16 protein-coding genes (1 of these 16 only partly in view) are annotated in these 16,199 nt (G+C 40.2%); 1 reads left to right on the top strand and 15 read right to left on the bottom strand.

All coding sequences use genetic code 11. The features are described 5' to 3' along the window. Positions 1–348 precede the first annotated feature (348 nt). The 11 genes from ahpF to IGI86_RS07390 form a co-directional block, all read right to left on the bottom strand. Positions 349–1,878 (bottom strand): alkyl hydroperoxide reductase subunit F, encoded by a 1,530-nt coding sequence (gene ahpF, locus IGI86_RS07440; RefSeq protein ID WP_008381970.1) that lies wholly within the window; start codon positions 1,876–1,878, stop codon positions 349–351. Between the two features lie 9 nt (positions 1,879–1,887). Continuing rightward, complete coding sequence (ahpC, locus tag IGI86_RS07435) at positions 1,888–2,451, bottom strand: alkyl hydroperoxide reductase subunit C (protein ID WP_005226227.1); 564 nt, start codon at positions 2,449–2,451, stop codon at positions 1,888–1,890. Between the two features lie 307 nt (positions 2,452–2,758). Next, on the bottom strand, positions 2,759–2,962 hold the full coding sequence (locus IGI86_RS07430; RefSeq protein ID WP_008381972.1) for a hypothetical protein: 204 nt from the start codon (positions 2,960–2,962) through the stop codon (positions 2,759–2,761). 152 nt (positions 2,963–3,114) lie between these two features. Continuing rightward, positions 3,115–4,074, bottom strand: coding sequence for a permease prefix domain 1-containing protein (locus tag IGI86_RS07425; RefSeq protein WP_008381974.1), 960 nt, complete (start codon positions 4,072–4,074; stop codon positions 3,115–3,117). Next, positions 4,071–4,403, bottom strand: a complete 333-nt coding sequence (locus IGI86_RS07420; RefSeq protein ID WP_016612097.1) for a PadR family transcriptional regulator — start codon at positions 4,401–4,403, stop codon at positions 4,071–4,073. The genes IGI86_RS07425 and IGI86_RS07420 overlap by 4 nt, the downstream gene beginning before the upstream one ends. 185 nt (positions 4,404–4,588) lie before the next feature. Next, on the bottom strand, positions 4,589–5,560 hold the full coding sequence (locus IGI86_RS07415) for a siderophore ABC transporter substrate-binding protein (protein ID WP_008381977.1): 972 nt from the start codon (positions 5,558–5,560) through the stop codon (positions 4,589–4,591). A gap of 25 nt (positions 5,561–5,585) precedes the next feature. Further along, on the bottom strand, positions 5,586–6,344 hold the full coding sequence (locus IGI86_RS07410; RefSeq protein WP_008381979.1) for an ABC transporter ATP-binding protein: 759 nt from the start codon (positions 6,342–6,344) through the stop codon (positions 5,586–5,588). Next, entirely contained in the window at positions 6,341–7,285 is a 945-nt protein-coding gene (locus IGI86_RS07405) for an iron chelate uptake ABC transporter family permease subunit (RefSeq protein ID WP_194188808.1), read from the bottom strand. Before IGI86_RS07405 ends, IGI86_RS07410 begins: the two co-directional genes overlap by 4 nt. After that, entirely contained in the window at positions 7,282–8,232 is a 951-nt protein-coding gene (locus IGI86_RS07400) for an ABC transporter permease (protein ID WP_008381981.1), read from the bottom strand. Before IGI86_RS07400 ends, IGI86_RS07405 begins: the two co-directional genes overlap by 4 nt. A 635-nt stretch (positions 8,233–8,867) precedes the next feature. Beyond that, entirely contained in the window at positions 8,868–10,232 is a 1,365-nt protein-coding gene (locus IGI86_RS07395) for an FAD-dependent oxidoreductase (protein ID WP_430617872.1), read from the bottom strand. Then, on the bottom strand, positions 10,229–11,698 hold the full coding sequence (locus IGI86_RS07390; protein ID WP_008381983.1) for a helix-turn-helix domain-containing protein: 1,470 nt from the start codon (positions 11,696–11,698) through the stop codon (positions 10,229–10,231). Before IGI86_RS07390 ends, IGI86_RS07395 begins: the two co-directional genes overlap by 4 nt. A gap of 162 nt (positions 11,699–11,860) precedes the next feature. Here IGI86_RS07390 and IGI86_RS07385 point away from each other — a divergent pair, with 162 nt between their 5' ends. Next, positions 11,861–12,964, top strand: coding sequence for an SLC13 family permease (locus IGI86_RS07385; RefSeq protein WP_430617871.1), 1,104 nt, complete (start codon positions 11,861–11,863; stop codon positions 12,962–12,964). Positions 12,965–13,093: 129 nt separating this feature from the next. On the opposite strand, the gene IGI86_RS07380 is transcribed toward IGI86_RS07385, so the two are convergent. The 4 genes from IGI86_RS07380 to IGI86_RS07365 form a co-directional block, all read right to left on the bottom strand. Continuing rightward, positions 13,094–13,807 (bottom strand): methyltransferase domain-containing protein, encoded by a 714-nt coding sequence (locus IGI86_RS07380; RefSeq protein WP_430617870.1) that lies wholly within the window; start codon positions 13,805–13,807, stop codon positions 13,094–13,096. Continuing rightward, positions 13,808–14,815 (bottom strand): zinc-binding alcohol dehydrogenase family protein, encoded by a 1,008-nt coding sequence (locus tag IGI86_RS07375; protein ID WP_430617869.1) that lies wholly within the window; start codon positions 14,813–14,815, stop codon positions 13,808–13,810. It abuts the gene before it with no gap. A gap of 71 nt (positions 14,816–14,886) precedes the next feature. Continuing rightward, a complete protein-coding gene (locus IGI86_RS07370) occupies positions 14,887–15,942 on the bottom strand; it encodes a hypothetical protein (protein ID WP_430617868.1) in 1,056 nt (351 codons plus the stop codon). Beyond that, a protein-coding gene (locus IGI86_RS07365) for a hypothetical protein (RefSeq protein ID WP_005236214.1) crosses the window boundary here: on the bottom strand, positions 15,911–16,199 show its final stretch. It continues 626 nt past the right edge of the window; the window shows 289 of its 915 coding nt (coding positions 627–915); the start codon falls outside the window, past its right edge — the gene reads right to left on this strand; it ends in the stop codon at positions 15,911–15,913. The genes IGI86_RS07370 and IGI86_RS07365 overlap by 32 nt, the downstream gene beginning before the upstream one ends.

The raw sequence follows: 16,199 nt of genomic DNA, 5'->3' as shown, positions 1-16,199 counted from the left end.
TCTTGTGCCTGAGGATCCCGGTAACATCCCCGTCCAAAAAAGTGTACAAAAAAAGCGATAGTCTCCCATCACCTGATTCATCAATAACGATTTTTATCGGTATCTACAGGCACAACAAATAAACAGTCTGTTTTTGCTTATTTGTTTTAATTAGCTGATTAGATACCTACGACACTCATTAATATACCTCTTTCTTTTTTGAACGAGTTTTTTTCATTGTAATATAGAAACTGTCCTTCTGTCAACTTCCTTCAAATCTCCTTCCCCTCAAAGAAAAAACGTCTCAGAAGCTGCTAGAAGCTCCTGAGACGTTTCTGATCTAGATCAAATAATAAGCTACTTACCTACTTACGAGCGAATCAGGTAATCAAACGCACCTAATGCAGCAGTGGCACCTGAACCCATTGAAGTGATGATCTGTTTGTATACACTATCGGTACAATCTCCCGCTGCAAAGACCCCTTCAATGTTGGTTGCGCCATGTTTGTCCACCACGATCTCATTGCGTTCATTTAAGACGACACGATCTTTTAACCATTCAGTATTCGGCATCAAGCCAATCAAAATGAAGACACCCTCCACAGCTAAAGTGAATTCACCATTCGTTTCACGATCAACGTAGGTCAATTGTTCGACATGATCGGATCCAACAATTTCCTTCGTTGCCGCATTCGTAATAACAGTCACATTATCTAACGTGTTCAAACGGTTTTGTAGCACAAGGTCCGCTTTTAGTTCTGGTAAAAATTCAAGAACATAGACATGTTTCGCCATGCCAGCTAAATCGATTGCTGCTTCGATCCCAGAGTTTCCGCCACCAATGACGGCAACTTCTTTCCCAGCAAATAACGGACCGTCACAATGCGGACAATAGGCAACACCTTTATTTTTGAATTCTTTTTCTCCCGGAACATTGATGTTGCGCCAGCGAGCGCCAGTTGCTAAAATGGCCGTTTTGGTTTTTAATACTGCACCATTTTCTAATTCAACTTCGATGACGTCATTGCGGCGAATATCTTTCGCACGCTGACCTTTCATCACGTCTACATTGTATTCGTTGATGTGCTCTTCTACCTGACGCATTAATTTTGGACCTTCGGTATAAGGGGTACCGATCATATTTTCGATCCCCAGGGTTTCCATTACTTGTCCACCCATTGTTTCGACAACCATCCCAGTATTGATGCCTTTACGCGCTGCATAAATCGCTGCGCTTCCGCCTGCAGGTCCGCCACCGACAACTAATACATCGAAAAGCTCTTTTTCAGCAAAGTCATCTTTACTCGTCGGACCAGCTGCTTTTTCCAACAACTGTTCGATCGTTTGTCGGCCGCTTGCAAATTCTTCACCGTCTAAAAAGACGGTTGGCACAGCCATAATTTTTTTCTTGTCAATTTCTTCTTTGAACATCCCACCTTCGATCATGGTGTGGCTGATGGAAGGATTTAGCACTGCCATGATATTTAACGCTTGAACAACATCAGGACAGTTATGGCAGGTCAAACTGACATAGGTTTCAAAATGTAATGGCTTATCGATCGCTTTGATACGCTTTTGTAGTGCTTCGTCAATTTTCGGCGGACGACCGCTTACTTGAAGCAACGCTAAAATAAATGAAGTGAACTCATGTCCTAACGGTAAACCAGCAAAAGCGATGCCGCTTTCTTCACCGGGACGATTGATCGAAAAGCTTGGTGTCCGTTCACTTGCTACAGCTTGAATCGTGATTTTTGACGACATTTCTGCGATTTCTTCTAAGAATTCACGTACTTTCGTTGAAGAATCATCCTCACCTAAAGTCGCCGCAAAAACAACCTCTGATTCTAGCATCGCTAGATATTGCGTCAGTTGGTCTTTGATTGCCTTATCTAATGCCATGAGAGCCTCCTAAATCTTGCCTACAAGGTCTAAGCTTGGCGTTAAAGTTTCTTCGCCTTCTTTCCATTTTGCAGGACATACTTCACCTGGATGGGTACGGACATATTGTGCGGCACGGATTTTATCGATCAAACCACTAGCATCACGACCGATACCATCCGCATTGATTTCAACCGTTTGTACCACACCATCCGGATCGATGATAAATGTACCACGTTGAGACAAACCTGATGCTTCGTCTAATACATCAAAGATTTCTGAGATCACATGAGAAGGATCTGCAATCATGATATATTCGATTTTATTGATGGCATCAGAATGATCATGCCACGCTTTATGTGTGTAGTGGGTATCCGTTGATACAGAATAAACTTCTGCGCCTAATTCTTTTAATGATGCATATTGGTCTTGCAAATCTTCAAGTTCTGTCGGACAAACAAATGAGAAATCTGCAGGATAAAAACAAACAACGTTCCATTTTCCTTTAAAATCTTCTGATGAAACATCGATAAATTTTCCATTGTGGTAAGCTTTCGCTTCGAATGAACCAATCTCTTTTCCAATTAATGACATATCATTTCCTCCAATTAGAATAATTATTTGAGAATAATCTCTATTAATTATTAGTATATCTAACTACAAAATGCAATAGTTTATTCAGAAATAGTCAAAAAAAATGTTATCATCCTCAGAAATGAGCATATTTATTTTTTATTGAAAGCAAATGGAGTATAATAATAAATTTGGCTAATCATTTCTAAGCAAAGTTCCTACCTGTTAGATTCTCAATTACATCTCTTATTCTCAATTAAACAAAAAAAATTGTCTCTTCCTATGATTCCTCGCAATGGAAAGTGAGTCATAGAAAAAGACAATTTTTTTATTTAGTATTGAAATAGTTGAACAATCCACCGATCGTTCGCTCCTTCAATGTAATCCGCTTGCCGTCTAGAAAAACTTCTTCGACTGGGTAATGATCTTGAAAAGGTGGAACTTCCAAGTATTGACTTGCGAGAAAGCGCTCTGGGGATTCAATTGTTGTTATTTCTTTGCTACCATTTTTCAGATAATGAATTTCTAACATATCCATTGCCTCTTTTCTTGTATTCTGAACTTTTGAAAAAGCATTGAGAGGATCTTATTTCTCGCTGTTCTTTTTGCTTGGTTCAGTTACAAGCCGTATTATAGTCTTCCTTTTTTTAAAAGTAAAGAAACCACTCTCGGTTGAAACATCTCTTATTTTTTGGCTTTTGTCTGACCGATAAAGTAGTCCTCTAAGACACCACCAATCACAAAAATGACCCAAGAGTATGCCCAGGCATGAAACATGAAGGACCAAAGCATATAAACGACCAAAATCACTGGCCAGTAGACTGTTCGAAAAAAGGTAACTCTACCAGCGGATTCGCCATATTTATGACGTGTTGCTCGATCACCAAGATTCTCTTCGTCACGAATAAAATACGTCTCAGTTGCCAGCTTCGCAAAGCCTGTACGAATAATACTTACATAAATAATAAAGAACACACCCACTGCAACTGTCAAGAAAAACAAGGAAATACCAAACTCAACAGAATAATAAAACAATTCACTTAAAAGTACAGGCGCAATTGATAAAATACAGGCACCAATTCCTAAAACAAGACCAATACGAAAACTTTTTTCATAATTTGCTAGTTGCTGAGCGGCTTCTCGTTTGGCATCCCTTTTGATTGGTCGATCATCTAACTGCTTACGAGCACCGGAAAAGTGCAAACTGCTAGAGATGATAAAACCAACCCCGATGGCGATGAAAAGAAACATCACCATTATTCCAAAGGTCTCAGCATAAACACTAACAAAGAGCATTAGGGCTGCTAGGGAGGCGATACAAAAGCCGATTCCTATCGACAACGAAAAAGCAAAGTGCCGCACAGTTCCCCAATAATCAAACGCATCGTCTTCTGTGATGGCATCGGACCAATCATCAATCGGCTCTTCTTCTTTTGAAACATCTAACTCTTGCAGCAGTTCATCCACCGAACCAAACTCGCTGATCACCGCACCGATGGCTTCATGCTCACTTTTCCCTTGGTGAATCAGTTCCAAGTAATGGTCTTCCATAATCGCTAAAAGATCTTCTTTTGCCTTCTTCGTTTCCGGTGTGATGGGTACTGATAAAAATAAGCTGTCTAGATAGTCATGAATGGTTTTCATTTGTCTCCTCCTTGTAAGAACTGGTCAACGACGATCTTCGTCTGCTGCCACTCCAATAGTTTCTCCGAAAGGCTTGCTTTTCCGTCTGCAGTTATCTGGTAATAGGTCCGCTTTTTGCCATGTGTCACTTCTCCGGGATACGAACGGATCAATCCTTGTTTTTCTAACCGAGTAAAAGCGGAATACAACGTCGTTTCTTTGATCACATATAAAGCATCTGTTCCTTCACGAATACGCTTGGATATTTCATATCCATAAGAGTCTTCTTTCGAAAGAATGGATAAAATGATTGCGTCGTTATAGCCGCGAATTCCGTCACTCGAGATCACGCAATCGCCTCCTAAATTACTTCATCTGTCGTACTAATTATAAATCAATTACTACGACAGGTAAAGTAAAGCTGGATAACTTGTCAAAAATCAGTCGCAGGTCCTAGAAACAGTTCGAATAAAAAGACACGCTTTCTCAGTAAACTGATAAGCGTGTCCCTTATTACTTAATTTTTCTCACCTATTTATTCAACGGCTGGTTTGACATCGTCCATCATTAGTTGGATCGACTCCAAGCCTGAACCTGCTAAATACCAAACCGCAGCATCCAATTCAATCACTTGATCGTTTTGCCCTGCATTTGTTTCTTGAACAATTTCATTTGCAACAAATTCACTTTCGCTTTCATTGCCACCGATCGCTTTTGTCCGATCGATCACGAAAATGACATCAGGATTTTTTTCAAGCAAGTACTCATAAGAAATACTTTGTCCATGTGTCGACGCCTCTAATTCCTCATCTACTGCTGGGAAACCAAACGTGTCATACAAGATACTGTAACGAGAACCTGGACCAAAAGCAGAAAGATTGCCTTCATTTACCATAACAACCAAGGCTTTCTCGTCAGCATTTTGCGCTTGCTCCTTCAAGGTATCAATCTGACCTTGTAACGATGCTAGTTGTTCTTGCGCTTCCTCTTCCTTACCAAAAATTTGACCAATGGTCGTAATGTTGGCTTCGATCGATGCCCAAGTATCACTATTGTCAACGCTTAAGAAAACGGTTGGCGCGATTGCAGACAATTCCTCTTGGAAATCACGTTGTCGACCAGAAATAATGATTAGGTCTGGCTGCAGTTGATTGATTTTTTCTAAATCAGGCTCTTTGATTCCCCCTGCTGATTCAACATCCGCATACGCTGATAAATAATCTGGCAAATTGCTGGTTGCGGCAGCAACGATTCGATCCCCAAGGCCAAGTGCATCCATCGTATCTAATGCACTGTTGTCAAAGACAACAACTTTTTCCGGCGCATAAGGAACAGTGACAGTCCCATTGCTGTCCGTAATCTCGACTTCTGTCGGCGTTTGTGTACTTTCTTCTACTTGGGTTTGAGCTGTACCCGTTGAATCTGTTGTCCCTGTATTATTCGAGCCGCAAGCGGTCAACCCCGCTAATACGAAAATACTCATAAAACTTACTGCTATTTTTTTCATTTTTTCCTCCTTTGAAACATATTTTTTATTGGAAGGTGTAGCAAAATTGCCGCCCATCCACTTGTACCAGTTTGATTGGAATCTCATACAATGATTCTAATAATTGTTCTTGAATCACTGCCTCTGTGTCAGCCGCTTTAAAAATCTGACCATCTTTCATCGCGACGATGTGATCGGCATACCGTGCTGCAAAATTAATGTCGTGCAAAACGATCACAACAGTTTTCTGATAGTCTTCCACCAAGGTTGTCAATAGCTTCATCAGCTGGTTGGCGTGTTTTAAATCTAAATTGTTTAACGGTTCGTCCAAGAGTAGATAATCTGTATCTTGGGCTAAAATCATCGCCAAGTAAACTCGTTGTAACTGACCACCAGAAAGTTCATGAATCGATTGATCACTATATTCGGTTAGAGATAACTTAGACAAAGCGTCATCAATGATCCCATCATCTGCTGCCGATTGTCGCCCCCGGTTATACGGATAGCGACCAAATGCCACCAGCTCTCTTACAGTCAGATTGACGGCATAGCGATTGCTTTGCTGCAAAAAAGCCATTTTTTTTGCTAGCTCTTTGGACTTCCATTGACGAATCTCCGTTCCATCCAGATAAATATCACCGGTGCGTTGATCCAACATCCGACTGACTAAAGAAAGCAAGGTACTTTTTCCGGCACCATTGGGCCCGATGAAGGCAATCATTTTCTGTTCCGGCAACGCTATAGAACATTCCGTCAAAACTTGTGTTTTTGCATAATTCTTGGATACATTTTTGGTTTCGATCATGATTTTTTCCTTTCCAGCAGCAATTTGCTTATAAAGAAGATACCGCCTAATAATTGGATCACGGTGCCGATGGTCGTTTGCCATTGAAAGACCTGTTCCACTAGGAATTGACCTCCTACCAACAGGAGAAAACCAATCAAACTCCCACCGAAAAACAACCAGCCGTGACGATAAGTTGGGAAAAGCTGATAGGTGATCGTTGCCACCACAAAGCCTAGAAAAACTGCTGGACCAACTAAAGCAGTGGCGGTGCCTGTCAGTAAAGCAATCAAAAATAAAACACCTTTATGAAGCCATTGAACAGATACACCTAAACTTTTGGCTTGCCCACTTCCTAAATGGAGCAAATTCAATTCTGGAATCAGCAGAACCAGACAAAAACTCCCTAGCAAAATGATCGCGGCAGCAATCAATAGATGCTGGGTATTGATATTGCCAAAGCTGGCAAACAAACGACCTTGTAGTAAATCATATTCATTTGGATCCATCAACACTTGCAGAAAGGTGCTGAGACTACCGAACATCGTGCCACAGACCATCCCTGCCATCAATAACAAAAACAACCCAGCGACTGCTTTTTGATAGAAAAAGCCAATTAAGAAGCTACCTAGAACGGCAGTTAAGCCGACAGAAAACAAAAACATCGTTGCTGTTTCTTGGCTCAGCATCTGAATTCCGCCGATAAAAAAGAAACAAAGGGTTTGAACAAGAACATACAGTTGGTCCAAGCCTAAAATTCCAGGGGTCAGATAGCGATTGCTTGTCAGTGTCTGTAAGGTGATGGTACTAAAGGAGATGGCGATTGCAACTAAGGCAAAAGCCAAGATTCGGCGTCCCCTTAATGCAAAAGCAAATGACCAGTTTCCATAGGTGTTATAGGTCAGATAGGCACCACATGCACAAAGGATCAGAAACAACAAAAGAAAGAGTTTTTTCTTCATCGAAATTTCCTCCCCAGAAGCAAAATCAAGAAACAGCAGCCACCCAGTACGCCGGCAACTACACTGACCGGCATTTCATAAGGTGCGATGACGATTCTCGCCAATACATCACACAATAGCAAGAACGCGCTTCCGGCAAAGCTGATCAAAAGCAGATTGTTTTTCAAATGATCCCCAAAAACCATGCCGATCATATTTGGGATAACGATCCCTAAAAAAGGAATTTGCCCCACAGTCAATAAAACGATACTGCTAGCAAACGCCACCAGCGCAAATACAGCAAAACGCAAGAACAAGTAATTGATTCCCAGACTCTTAGCCGCACTTTCTCCTAAACCGGCGATCGTGATCTCATAAGCCAAGAAATACAATAGACCGAAAACGGGAATCGTCAAATACAAAAGTTCATACTGTCCAACCATAATGGTGGCAAAATTTCCTTGCAGCCAAGAAGAAACGTTTTGAACCAATTGGAAGCGATAGGCTAAGAAGCTACTGATAGCCCCGATGATATTACCGAACATCACCCCTGTTAAAGGCAGCATCATTGGATCTTTCTTTGGTAGAAATTGGCTTAAAAATAAAAAGAACAACACACCTGCGTAGGCAAACACAAATGCTGCTGTAGTGCGAATCAAATTTGAGGCATTTGGTAGAAAGAGCATAACGAGCAAAATTCCTAAACGGGCGCTATCCGTCAGTCCAATCGACTCCGAGGCCACAAATTTATTTTGCATCATGTGTTGCATAATTTTTCCACAGATACTAATGATCCCACCTGCAATGATCAAACTGATCGTCCGTGGAAGCCTAACTTTTACCAAAACAAGCCAATGATTCGGATCACCCTGCTGTAAACCTGATAAAGACAATTCATGGGTGCCTGCCAACAAGGAGCAACCCACTAGAAGAACAAAGATCAGCAGTAATCCGATTTTTTTAAACATGCCCCGCCCTCCTTATTGAGAATGATTCTCACTCTCTTTAATAGGGTAACGTATTTCACTTAAAATCACAAGAATTTTTTTAAAAAAATCCCTTTCCTATCGCAATTTCGAAAAAATGAGTGTGTAAAGAAAAGGATTATGTGATGTTTTTCTCTTATATCCTTACGAGAAAACTTATTTTTATCTCAATATTGTCTATTTTATTGCTTTAATTATAAAATGCTCGCTCATACTATATTCATTTTATGAGGATCATTCAATAACAGATCACTTAGATTTGCAATTATTTTCATCTATTGAAACCCTTGTAAAGCCAGCACTTACTGATGCAATGGTGATGTAACTTTTCAGATAAAAGCAAATGACGCGCCGTCTCCTCCACCTAAACACCATTCGTCTATCGATAAGAATTTGTGAGTAAAAACAGTTTAGTCGTGGAACGAGTTTTATAGTTTTCGTTTTGAGTTTCTTCTTCCAAAAAATCATGATACCAGTTGAATTCAATCTCCGACAAAAGCCTACCTGTTTTCAATACGCGATACCAGTCACTGATTGTAATCGATAGTCTTTCCCGATTATCTGTAATTAAAAAAAATAAACCTACGATCATCGCAGGTTTATCAAGAGTTATTATTTTACTTTAACAAGCCATCAAGGGCTAATTGATTCAAAAAGTGCAAAGGGAAAGAAATGGTTGGATTGAAAAAGTAATCCATTGTCGCTAGTTGGTGCAAGGTCGTCTTGCTATTGATCAAGGTTGAGATCGTATTGATGATCTCCAAACTTCCACGATCACTCGTAATGATTTGTCCCCCCATAATCACTTTCGTTTGCTGATCAAAAATCAGTTTTAACGTTACTTCAAAATCCTCATCTGTCGCGAAAAATGTCCGAGAATGAAATATCTGCGTCACTGAATCTACTTCAAAGCCGTAATACGGTGCCTCGGTCTCATTAATACCTGAACTGCTGACGAAATAGCCAAACAGTTTACTAACGACGGTCCGTTGCATTTTTGGAAAAGGAATTTTCGTCGTTCCCCGTTCATTTGCCAATAAATTGGTGGCAGCTACGATCCCCGTCCGATAAGCATTAGTCACTAAAGGGATATACAAAGAGCTATCCGAATGATTGAAAGGAATCGAAACCAGGTCACCAATTGCATAAATCGCTGGGTCAGACGTTTGTAAATATTCATTTGTAAATACCGTGCCATCGAGATTTAGTTTTAAAAAGTCTTCAACCAATGTGACATTCGGTCGCGGATTTACGGCATAAACGACCACGTCAGCTTGAATCTTCGTTCCATTTGACAGCTCAATTCCTTGATATTCACCCTTCTCGTCTTTGATCGTATGGGCGACATTGCTGTTAAGATAGATTTGTAAGTTCTCTGGAAAGCGCGCCATCAAAATTTCAGCAATTTCTTGATCAAAATAACGGAACAAAAGGGTATCCATTCGATCAATCAAATGAACGGCTTTTTGCTGGCCACTTAAAGATTCCGCCAATTCAAACCCAATCAGACCCGCGCCAACGATCGCCACGGTTTGCGCACTTTCGATTTTTTCTAACGCTTGCTTTGATTGACCAATGGTTTTGTAGGTCGTTATATGTGCTTCGACATCTGAGGCAAACTCCGAACGGAAAGTACTCGATCCCATCGCCAAAATCAAGCCATCATAACTCACTTCGTCTTCTTGCTGATAAGATTCCGTTGATGTGACAAAATGAACCGTTTGTTCTTGCGGAAAGATTTTTGTGACTTCACTGTTTAACATCACATTGATTCCTTCAGAAAGAAGCTCACTCGCAGTTGCCGTTCGGGAATCTTCCAATCGTTGAATGTAGCCTTCCAGCACTAAATTCAAACTGCTAGCAACATAACCCAGAACGCTTGATTTTTCAATAATTATCACATCGACTTTTGGGTCAACTTTTTTTAAATGACGGGCAGCAGCAATTCCTGCATGAGAGCCTCCAATAATCACTATTCTCATATCTTTTCCAACTCGCTTTCAAGGTTCTCATTGCGTATTTCATCCACGATTTGATGAAGCCGCTCTTCTTCAAATGGGGTTGCCCCACCTGTTAAAATCAATCGTTTTTTATAACGATAGCCTTCCGAGATCTCAGAATGATCAACGATCAATAAATCATAATCCTTCTCCTTCGTCCCCTCAAAATGAATATTCGGATAGCCAGCCAATTCTTTGATCAAAAAACGCCGCAAAAAGCCACTGCGTAATCGTGATTGAGTCAACAAAATGCCGACCGTAAATGCTTTTTCCTGTTTTACTTGAATCCATTGACGGATCAAAAGCAATTCATTGGTCAAATGCTGCTTTTTCTCAAGAGAAAAGGACTGGTTTACGTTTTTCTCCAACTGTTCGATTGCTTGCTGTGCCACTTCAATCAAGCTCTCATTCGCAACACTTTGCGGCTGAAATTCAGCAAAGGCAATAATGCCGCCATGAATATACAACGCTTGGATCGTCACACTCGTCAAGAAGACGCATAATTCCGTAGAAGTTTCTGTAGTCTTTCTCTCACTATCACCAATTGCCTGCAGCAGCTCCCCATTTAACGCATCGATCTCTTGGAAGAAAAGTGATTTTTGCAAGGAGTCATCCAGTGAAGGGCGAATCAAGCCTTCAGCTAATAAAAATAAATAGAAATAAACCGTTTCATAATCGCTCCAGGATACGGCAAAACGACTGAGATAGCGTCCTAATATATTCCGCAAAAGCTGGAACATCGCTTCATTTTCCAATGACTTCAACAATGGATACGATGCTTCATGCTGCTGCGAGCCACGATAATCAAAACGGGCTTCCATAATACCTAACCACAGCCCGACTTTCCAGCGTTCGGATTGACTAAACGTTGTCTGTAGCTGTTTTTCGATTACTCGAATCAAATTGTTGATGGCTGGTGCATTCAAGCGAGCGATCAATTCTTCATTGGGATAACTTTGTGAAAAAAACTGATAATAGAAAAAGCGAATCTGTTTTTCATCCCCAAGCAATTTTTTATTTTTTAATTGGATGTCGAATTCTTTCAATAACTGATTGATGGCTTTGAATCGACGAAACAATGAAGCTTCACTCAACATCAGTTCTAACATCATTTTCGTCGTTGACTCATCTCGATGAAAAAACAAATACGACAATATCTGAAAATCGATTGCTTCTGAAAGATACGCATAAAAGAATTTTTTTAGTGAGAAATCAAGCGGAAGTGTTAACTGTACTTGATCATTTTCTAAATAAGTCAATGCCGCATCCTCATGGAAAGCGACTAAATTTTGATGAAGATTTTGAAGTTCTTTTTGCAAAGTGGGTGCGGAAATGGATAATGTTTTTGCAAGTTTCTTGTAAGAGATTTCTGAGCCGTTCTGAAAAAAAACAGCTAAAATTTGAAAATGAACCTGCTGATTTTTTTCAAGCAGCTGCATAACATTCATTTTTGAACCTCCTTCACCTTTCACATACTAATTTCCCAATTAATGGGTCGTTTGTCAACTATAAAAATTGCCTGAATGCCTTTGAGTTATATGGAAAAAGCGTTATTTATTGTTCCTAAAGCGCGGGAATGGTAAAATTCTTGAGAAGAAAGGTGGTGAACTATGGGAAAACGAATGTTAGCATTTTTTCGAACGGATCGATTATTTTCGATTTCCCTGTTACTAGCACTCATTGCGTGTTTTTTCGGCACCTTCCGTTTGTCATTTATTGACTTTAAAGTGATTTTATCACTGTTTGGGTTGATGTTAGTAATCAATGGGTTAGAAGAAGCTGGTCTTTTACGAGCATTTGGACAAAAATTAGTGGAAAAAAGTCGCAATCTGCGTGACTTGATCCGTTCAATCGTCTTGCTAAGCTTCTTCAGTTCGATGTTTTTAACAAACGACGTGGCTATCTTAACATTATTGCCCATCTACTTACTCTTAACGAGGAAAGAACAACAGCGCACCAGTGTCTTATTAGGCGCTGTCTATTTGATTGTGGCAGCCAATTTAGGAAGCAGCCTGTTTCCATTTGGAAATCCGCAAAATCTATTTTTATTTTCTTACTATCAGATTTCGCTGCCACAATTCATGTGGACTACCGGCACCTTTGTGGGACTTTCTTTGCTATTACTCCTTGTTTCGATCCAGCTCATCCCAAAGACTCCATTGGAAATCGCCCTGCAAGAAGAGCCCTTTGAAAAAAAGCCAGCGCTGCTCAATGCAGGATTATTTGTCCTTATGATTCTTGGTATTTTTAGTGTTCTCCCTATTTCAATCGGCGTGCTTGTCGTCGCAGCCGTGGTTTGGTTTAGTAATAAACGATTATTTGCAAAAGTTGATTATCGGTTACTACTTACCTTCCTTTGCTTCTTCTTGATCGTTGGGAATATTCAGGACCAATCTCTGGTCACCGATCACATTCGACCGTATTTTCAAGAAACGCATCGCGCTTTTTTAGGTAGTATTTTACTCTCCCAAGGAATTTCTAACGTTCCAGCAGCAATTTTGATTGCTCCTTTCACCGATTTAGAAAAAGCCGTTCTTTTGGGCGTCAATGTGGGTGGTATGGGTACATTGATTGCTTCTTTGGCGAATTTGATTGGGTACAAATTATTGAAACAAGCAAGCCCCAAAGAAGCGGGAACATTTCAAAAGCTGTTTTTTATCGTCAATGTCATTTTTTTACTGTTATTAGGCAGCATCGTCTACCTTTTATTGTAGCAATTCTCTTTAAAACGAGATTCCAGCATAAGATGTTTCCAGTCAGCAGTCAACAGAAGCTTACCTGCTGTCCTGTTTCTTGATCTTATGTCAGAATCTCGTTTTTTGATGTCCTTTGTGTGATTTCTCCTAGGCTAAGAGAAGCTCAAAGGTGATTTTCGTTTGGCTTTCGACAGTCAATGCCTCACCAAAGACATGTTGAACCATTTCTTGCCGCTGTTCCAATGAATAATCCTCCTCAAAATAAAGATGAAATAATTCTTGATCGATCTCTTCCTTCAAAATATACTCGAATTGCCGACTCTGCCAATCGATCGCTTCTTCTGAAAACCACTTCTTGTAGCAAGTATTTAGGTTCAGATCGTTCTTCGCTGAATGATTTTTTTCATAAGGCTGAAACACGTTCTCTTCTTCTGCGATCATTCTTAGAATAATTAATTGATGGGCCTTTCTTTGAAACTGAAGCAATGTTTCTTTGTCTCTGACTGCCGGATTCATTGCTATAAAAATACAAGGCCAGTGCTGTTCTGCAGACAAAAAGTCTTTTTGGCTCTGCTGAACCAGATGGAGCTTGCTCATCGGATCTTCCATCGTTTCTTCAATGATTTTTAACATTTCTTTTGAAAAATCAATTGCGTAATACTCATCTACAAAAGGATAAAAAGCTGAAATGTAGCGACCAGTGCCCGCAGCAAAGTCAACGAAGGTCGATATCGGAAACACTTTCTGCTCCACCAAAAAAGCTGCTGCCTCTTCGGCAATTTTCAATTGGGATTCTCTTTGAATTTGCGCATATTCTTGCGCAAATTCATTCCAAAACAGCATCGCTTCCTCTTCTTCCATCTAGCGGACGCCTCCCGTGATCACTGTTTTTCCTTTTGTTCCTTGCTCAACCGCTTTTGTAGCGTGCTTTAAGGTCTCGATGGTAATTCCTCCATCAAACGTTTGGACCGCAGTCGTATGGATCTTTTTGTCAGCGAGCAACGAGGCGATCCGTTGCAAAATGCCCCCTTGTGTTTCAATCATCAACTGAGCATCTGTTTTTGTGAACATATACTCCCAATAAAAATCGATGCCGAGGTTTTTAAATGGATTTAAATCTAGCGCTTCTTTCGTATTCACGATCATTCCGACTTTGCCAAATGGCAAGATTGCTTTCGTTAATTGTGGCAAATAGGCCGAGGCGTCATAAAAAAGTGCAACGGCTGAAAAAGGTTCAGTGATTTGTTCAGATAACGGCAAGCGGTGATTCAGTACCTGATCCACTTGATTGTCTTTAAGCCATTGATCGTTCTTAGGACTCGCAGTGCCATAGACTGTCAATCCTGCCCATTTTGCTAGTTGCGCCGCAATCGAGCCAACACCACCGCTGGCATTGACCAATAAAATTGATCCTTCATTCGCGTTTTCTTCAGGCACATACCCAAATTTTTCAAAAAGCAATTCCCATGCCGTAATACTCGTTAATGGCATAGCTGCAAGATCACCGTCAGAAAAGCCGGCTGGCGCCTTTGCTGCGATTCGAAAATCAACGACTTGAAACCTTTGATTCGCACCAGGTCGTTGTGTGGTTCCAGCATAAAACACCCGATCACCAACGGCAAAGCCATTAACTGCTGAGCCGATTTCATGTACTATACCTACTGCATCATATCCCTGGATATGGAATTTCTCACTTAAAGTGGTTGTTTGGCGGCGTTTCGTGTCAATTGGATTCACAGAAACAGCTTGCACTTCCACCAATAGATCGTTTGCCTGACAAGTTGGCATTGGAAATTCCTTTTCAATAAATACTTCTGGATCATCTAAAGGTCGTCCTTCATAAAAACCTAGTGCTTTATTTATCATCATACTGCTCCTTCCAAAAAAAGTGCTGAATAGTTATAAAAACCATTCTAGCACTTTTAACCAATTTAGAACATTTATACTTCACCTTGAACGACAAGCGGAACCAAAAACGGATAACTTGTGAAGAAATCCAATAAAGATCGCTTCCATTGATCCGAGTCAATCGTGAGTAACGTTGATTCTGTGTACAAATGAATCGTCAAACGCTGATTTTTATCAAGCAGAACAAGGATCTCGCCTTTGTTTTCTGTGATAAAATCATACGACTGATTTTCCATCGTGATGATGAAAATTTGGTCAAGGACTTCCGCTGCAACAGGAAAATCTGTTTCCATATCGACAGCTAAGGTTTGGGTATTGTCGATCAAACTTGGCGAGACAGTAAAATCCAATTCTTTTAAATGAGCCAGTATCAAATTTACATCGTAATTAAACAGTGAAAGTTGATTGACTGAGAAAATATTATCGGCATGCCATTGACTGATCAGATGTAAAATCTGTTCATCGTTGACCACCACCGACTGGGAATTTGAATTGATTGTCAACAGCGGCAAATAGTTTGATTGGTAACTTGAATTGATCGGATTTAACTTAAAACTAAACTCTAGTTCTTTTGTTTCTGTTAAACGAAAGCGGACATTAAAGTGCTTTGTCTTCCAGGTATCGTAATTGTCGGTAGCTGTTAAATGAATCACTTTTAATGGTTTCAAGAATTCATAGGCATAGTACTCAAGCAAGGTTTTTTTTGCAATGACAGAGATTTCTTGTTCTGTTAAGATCAAATGACGATAATGGTTGAGCAACCCGGAGAAATCCGCCTCCATGATTGATTTTCGCAATTTTAAATCAGCTAGCTCATTTTCGGCTTGTTCAATAAGAGACTCGATACGCTGATGATCTTGTGCTTTTACAGCATAGTAATCATCTTCATATTCCGCTTCCTCTTCCACTAATTTGAAAGAATCATCCTCTACATTGTCTTCTACTAAAGAGCGATCATCAACTGTGGTAGACACATTGGTTGCTGAATTTTCGTCGACCTCATTGACTTCTTCTGGTTGAACTTCTAGAGTCTCTTCCTGATCCATCAGTTGTGGTTCAAGAGGATTTTTCTGTGTTTCTTTCGTCAATTTCAATCAGCTCCTTTCCCGTATACTGAGCTAAGAAAGCCAATAATTTAGTATTGAATTCTTCAAAAGAACCAAAAAAAGTATCAATTTGTCGGAATTCTTTTTCAACGATTGCTTTCTTTAAACGCAATGTTTGATATTGCTGCTGCAGGCGTTCTTTTTCAGCAAAAACCTCTTCATTATTATTTGAATATCTTTCCCATTCTCTACGTTTGGCTTCTAGAGCTTTCCGGTCAGAAGTCAAACGCTCTAGTTCT

Source organism: Enterococcus sp. AZ188 (assembly GCF_050544075.1).
Lineage (GTDB): Bacteria > Bacillota > Bacilli > Lactobacillales > Enterococcaceae > Enterococcus_D > Enterococcus_D entomosocium.
The sequence above is the reverse complement of the archived record's forward strand: the minus strand, read 5'-3'. Positions and strand labels throughout refer to the sequence as shown.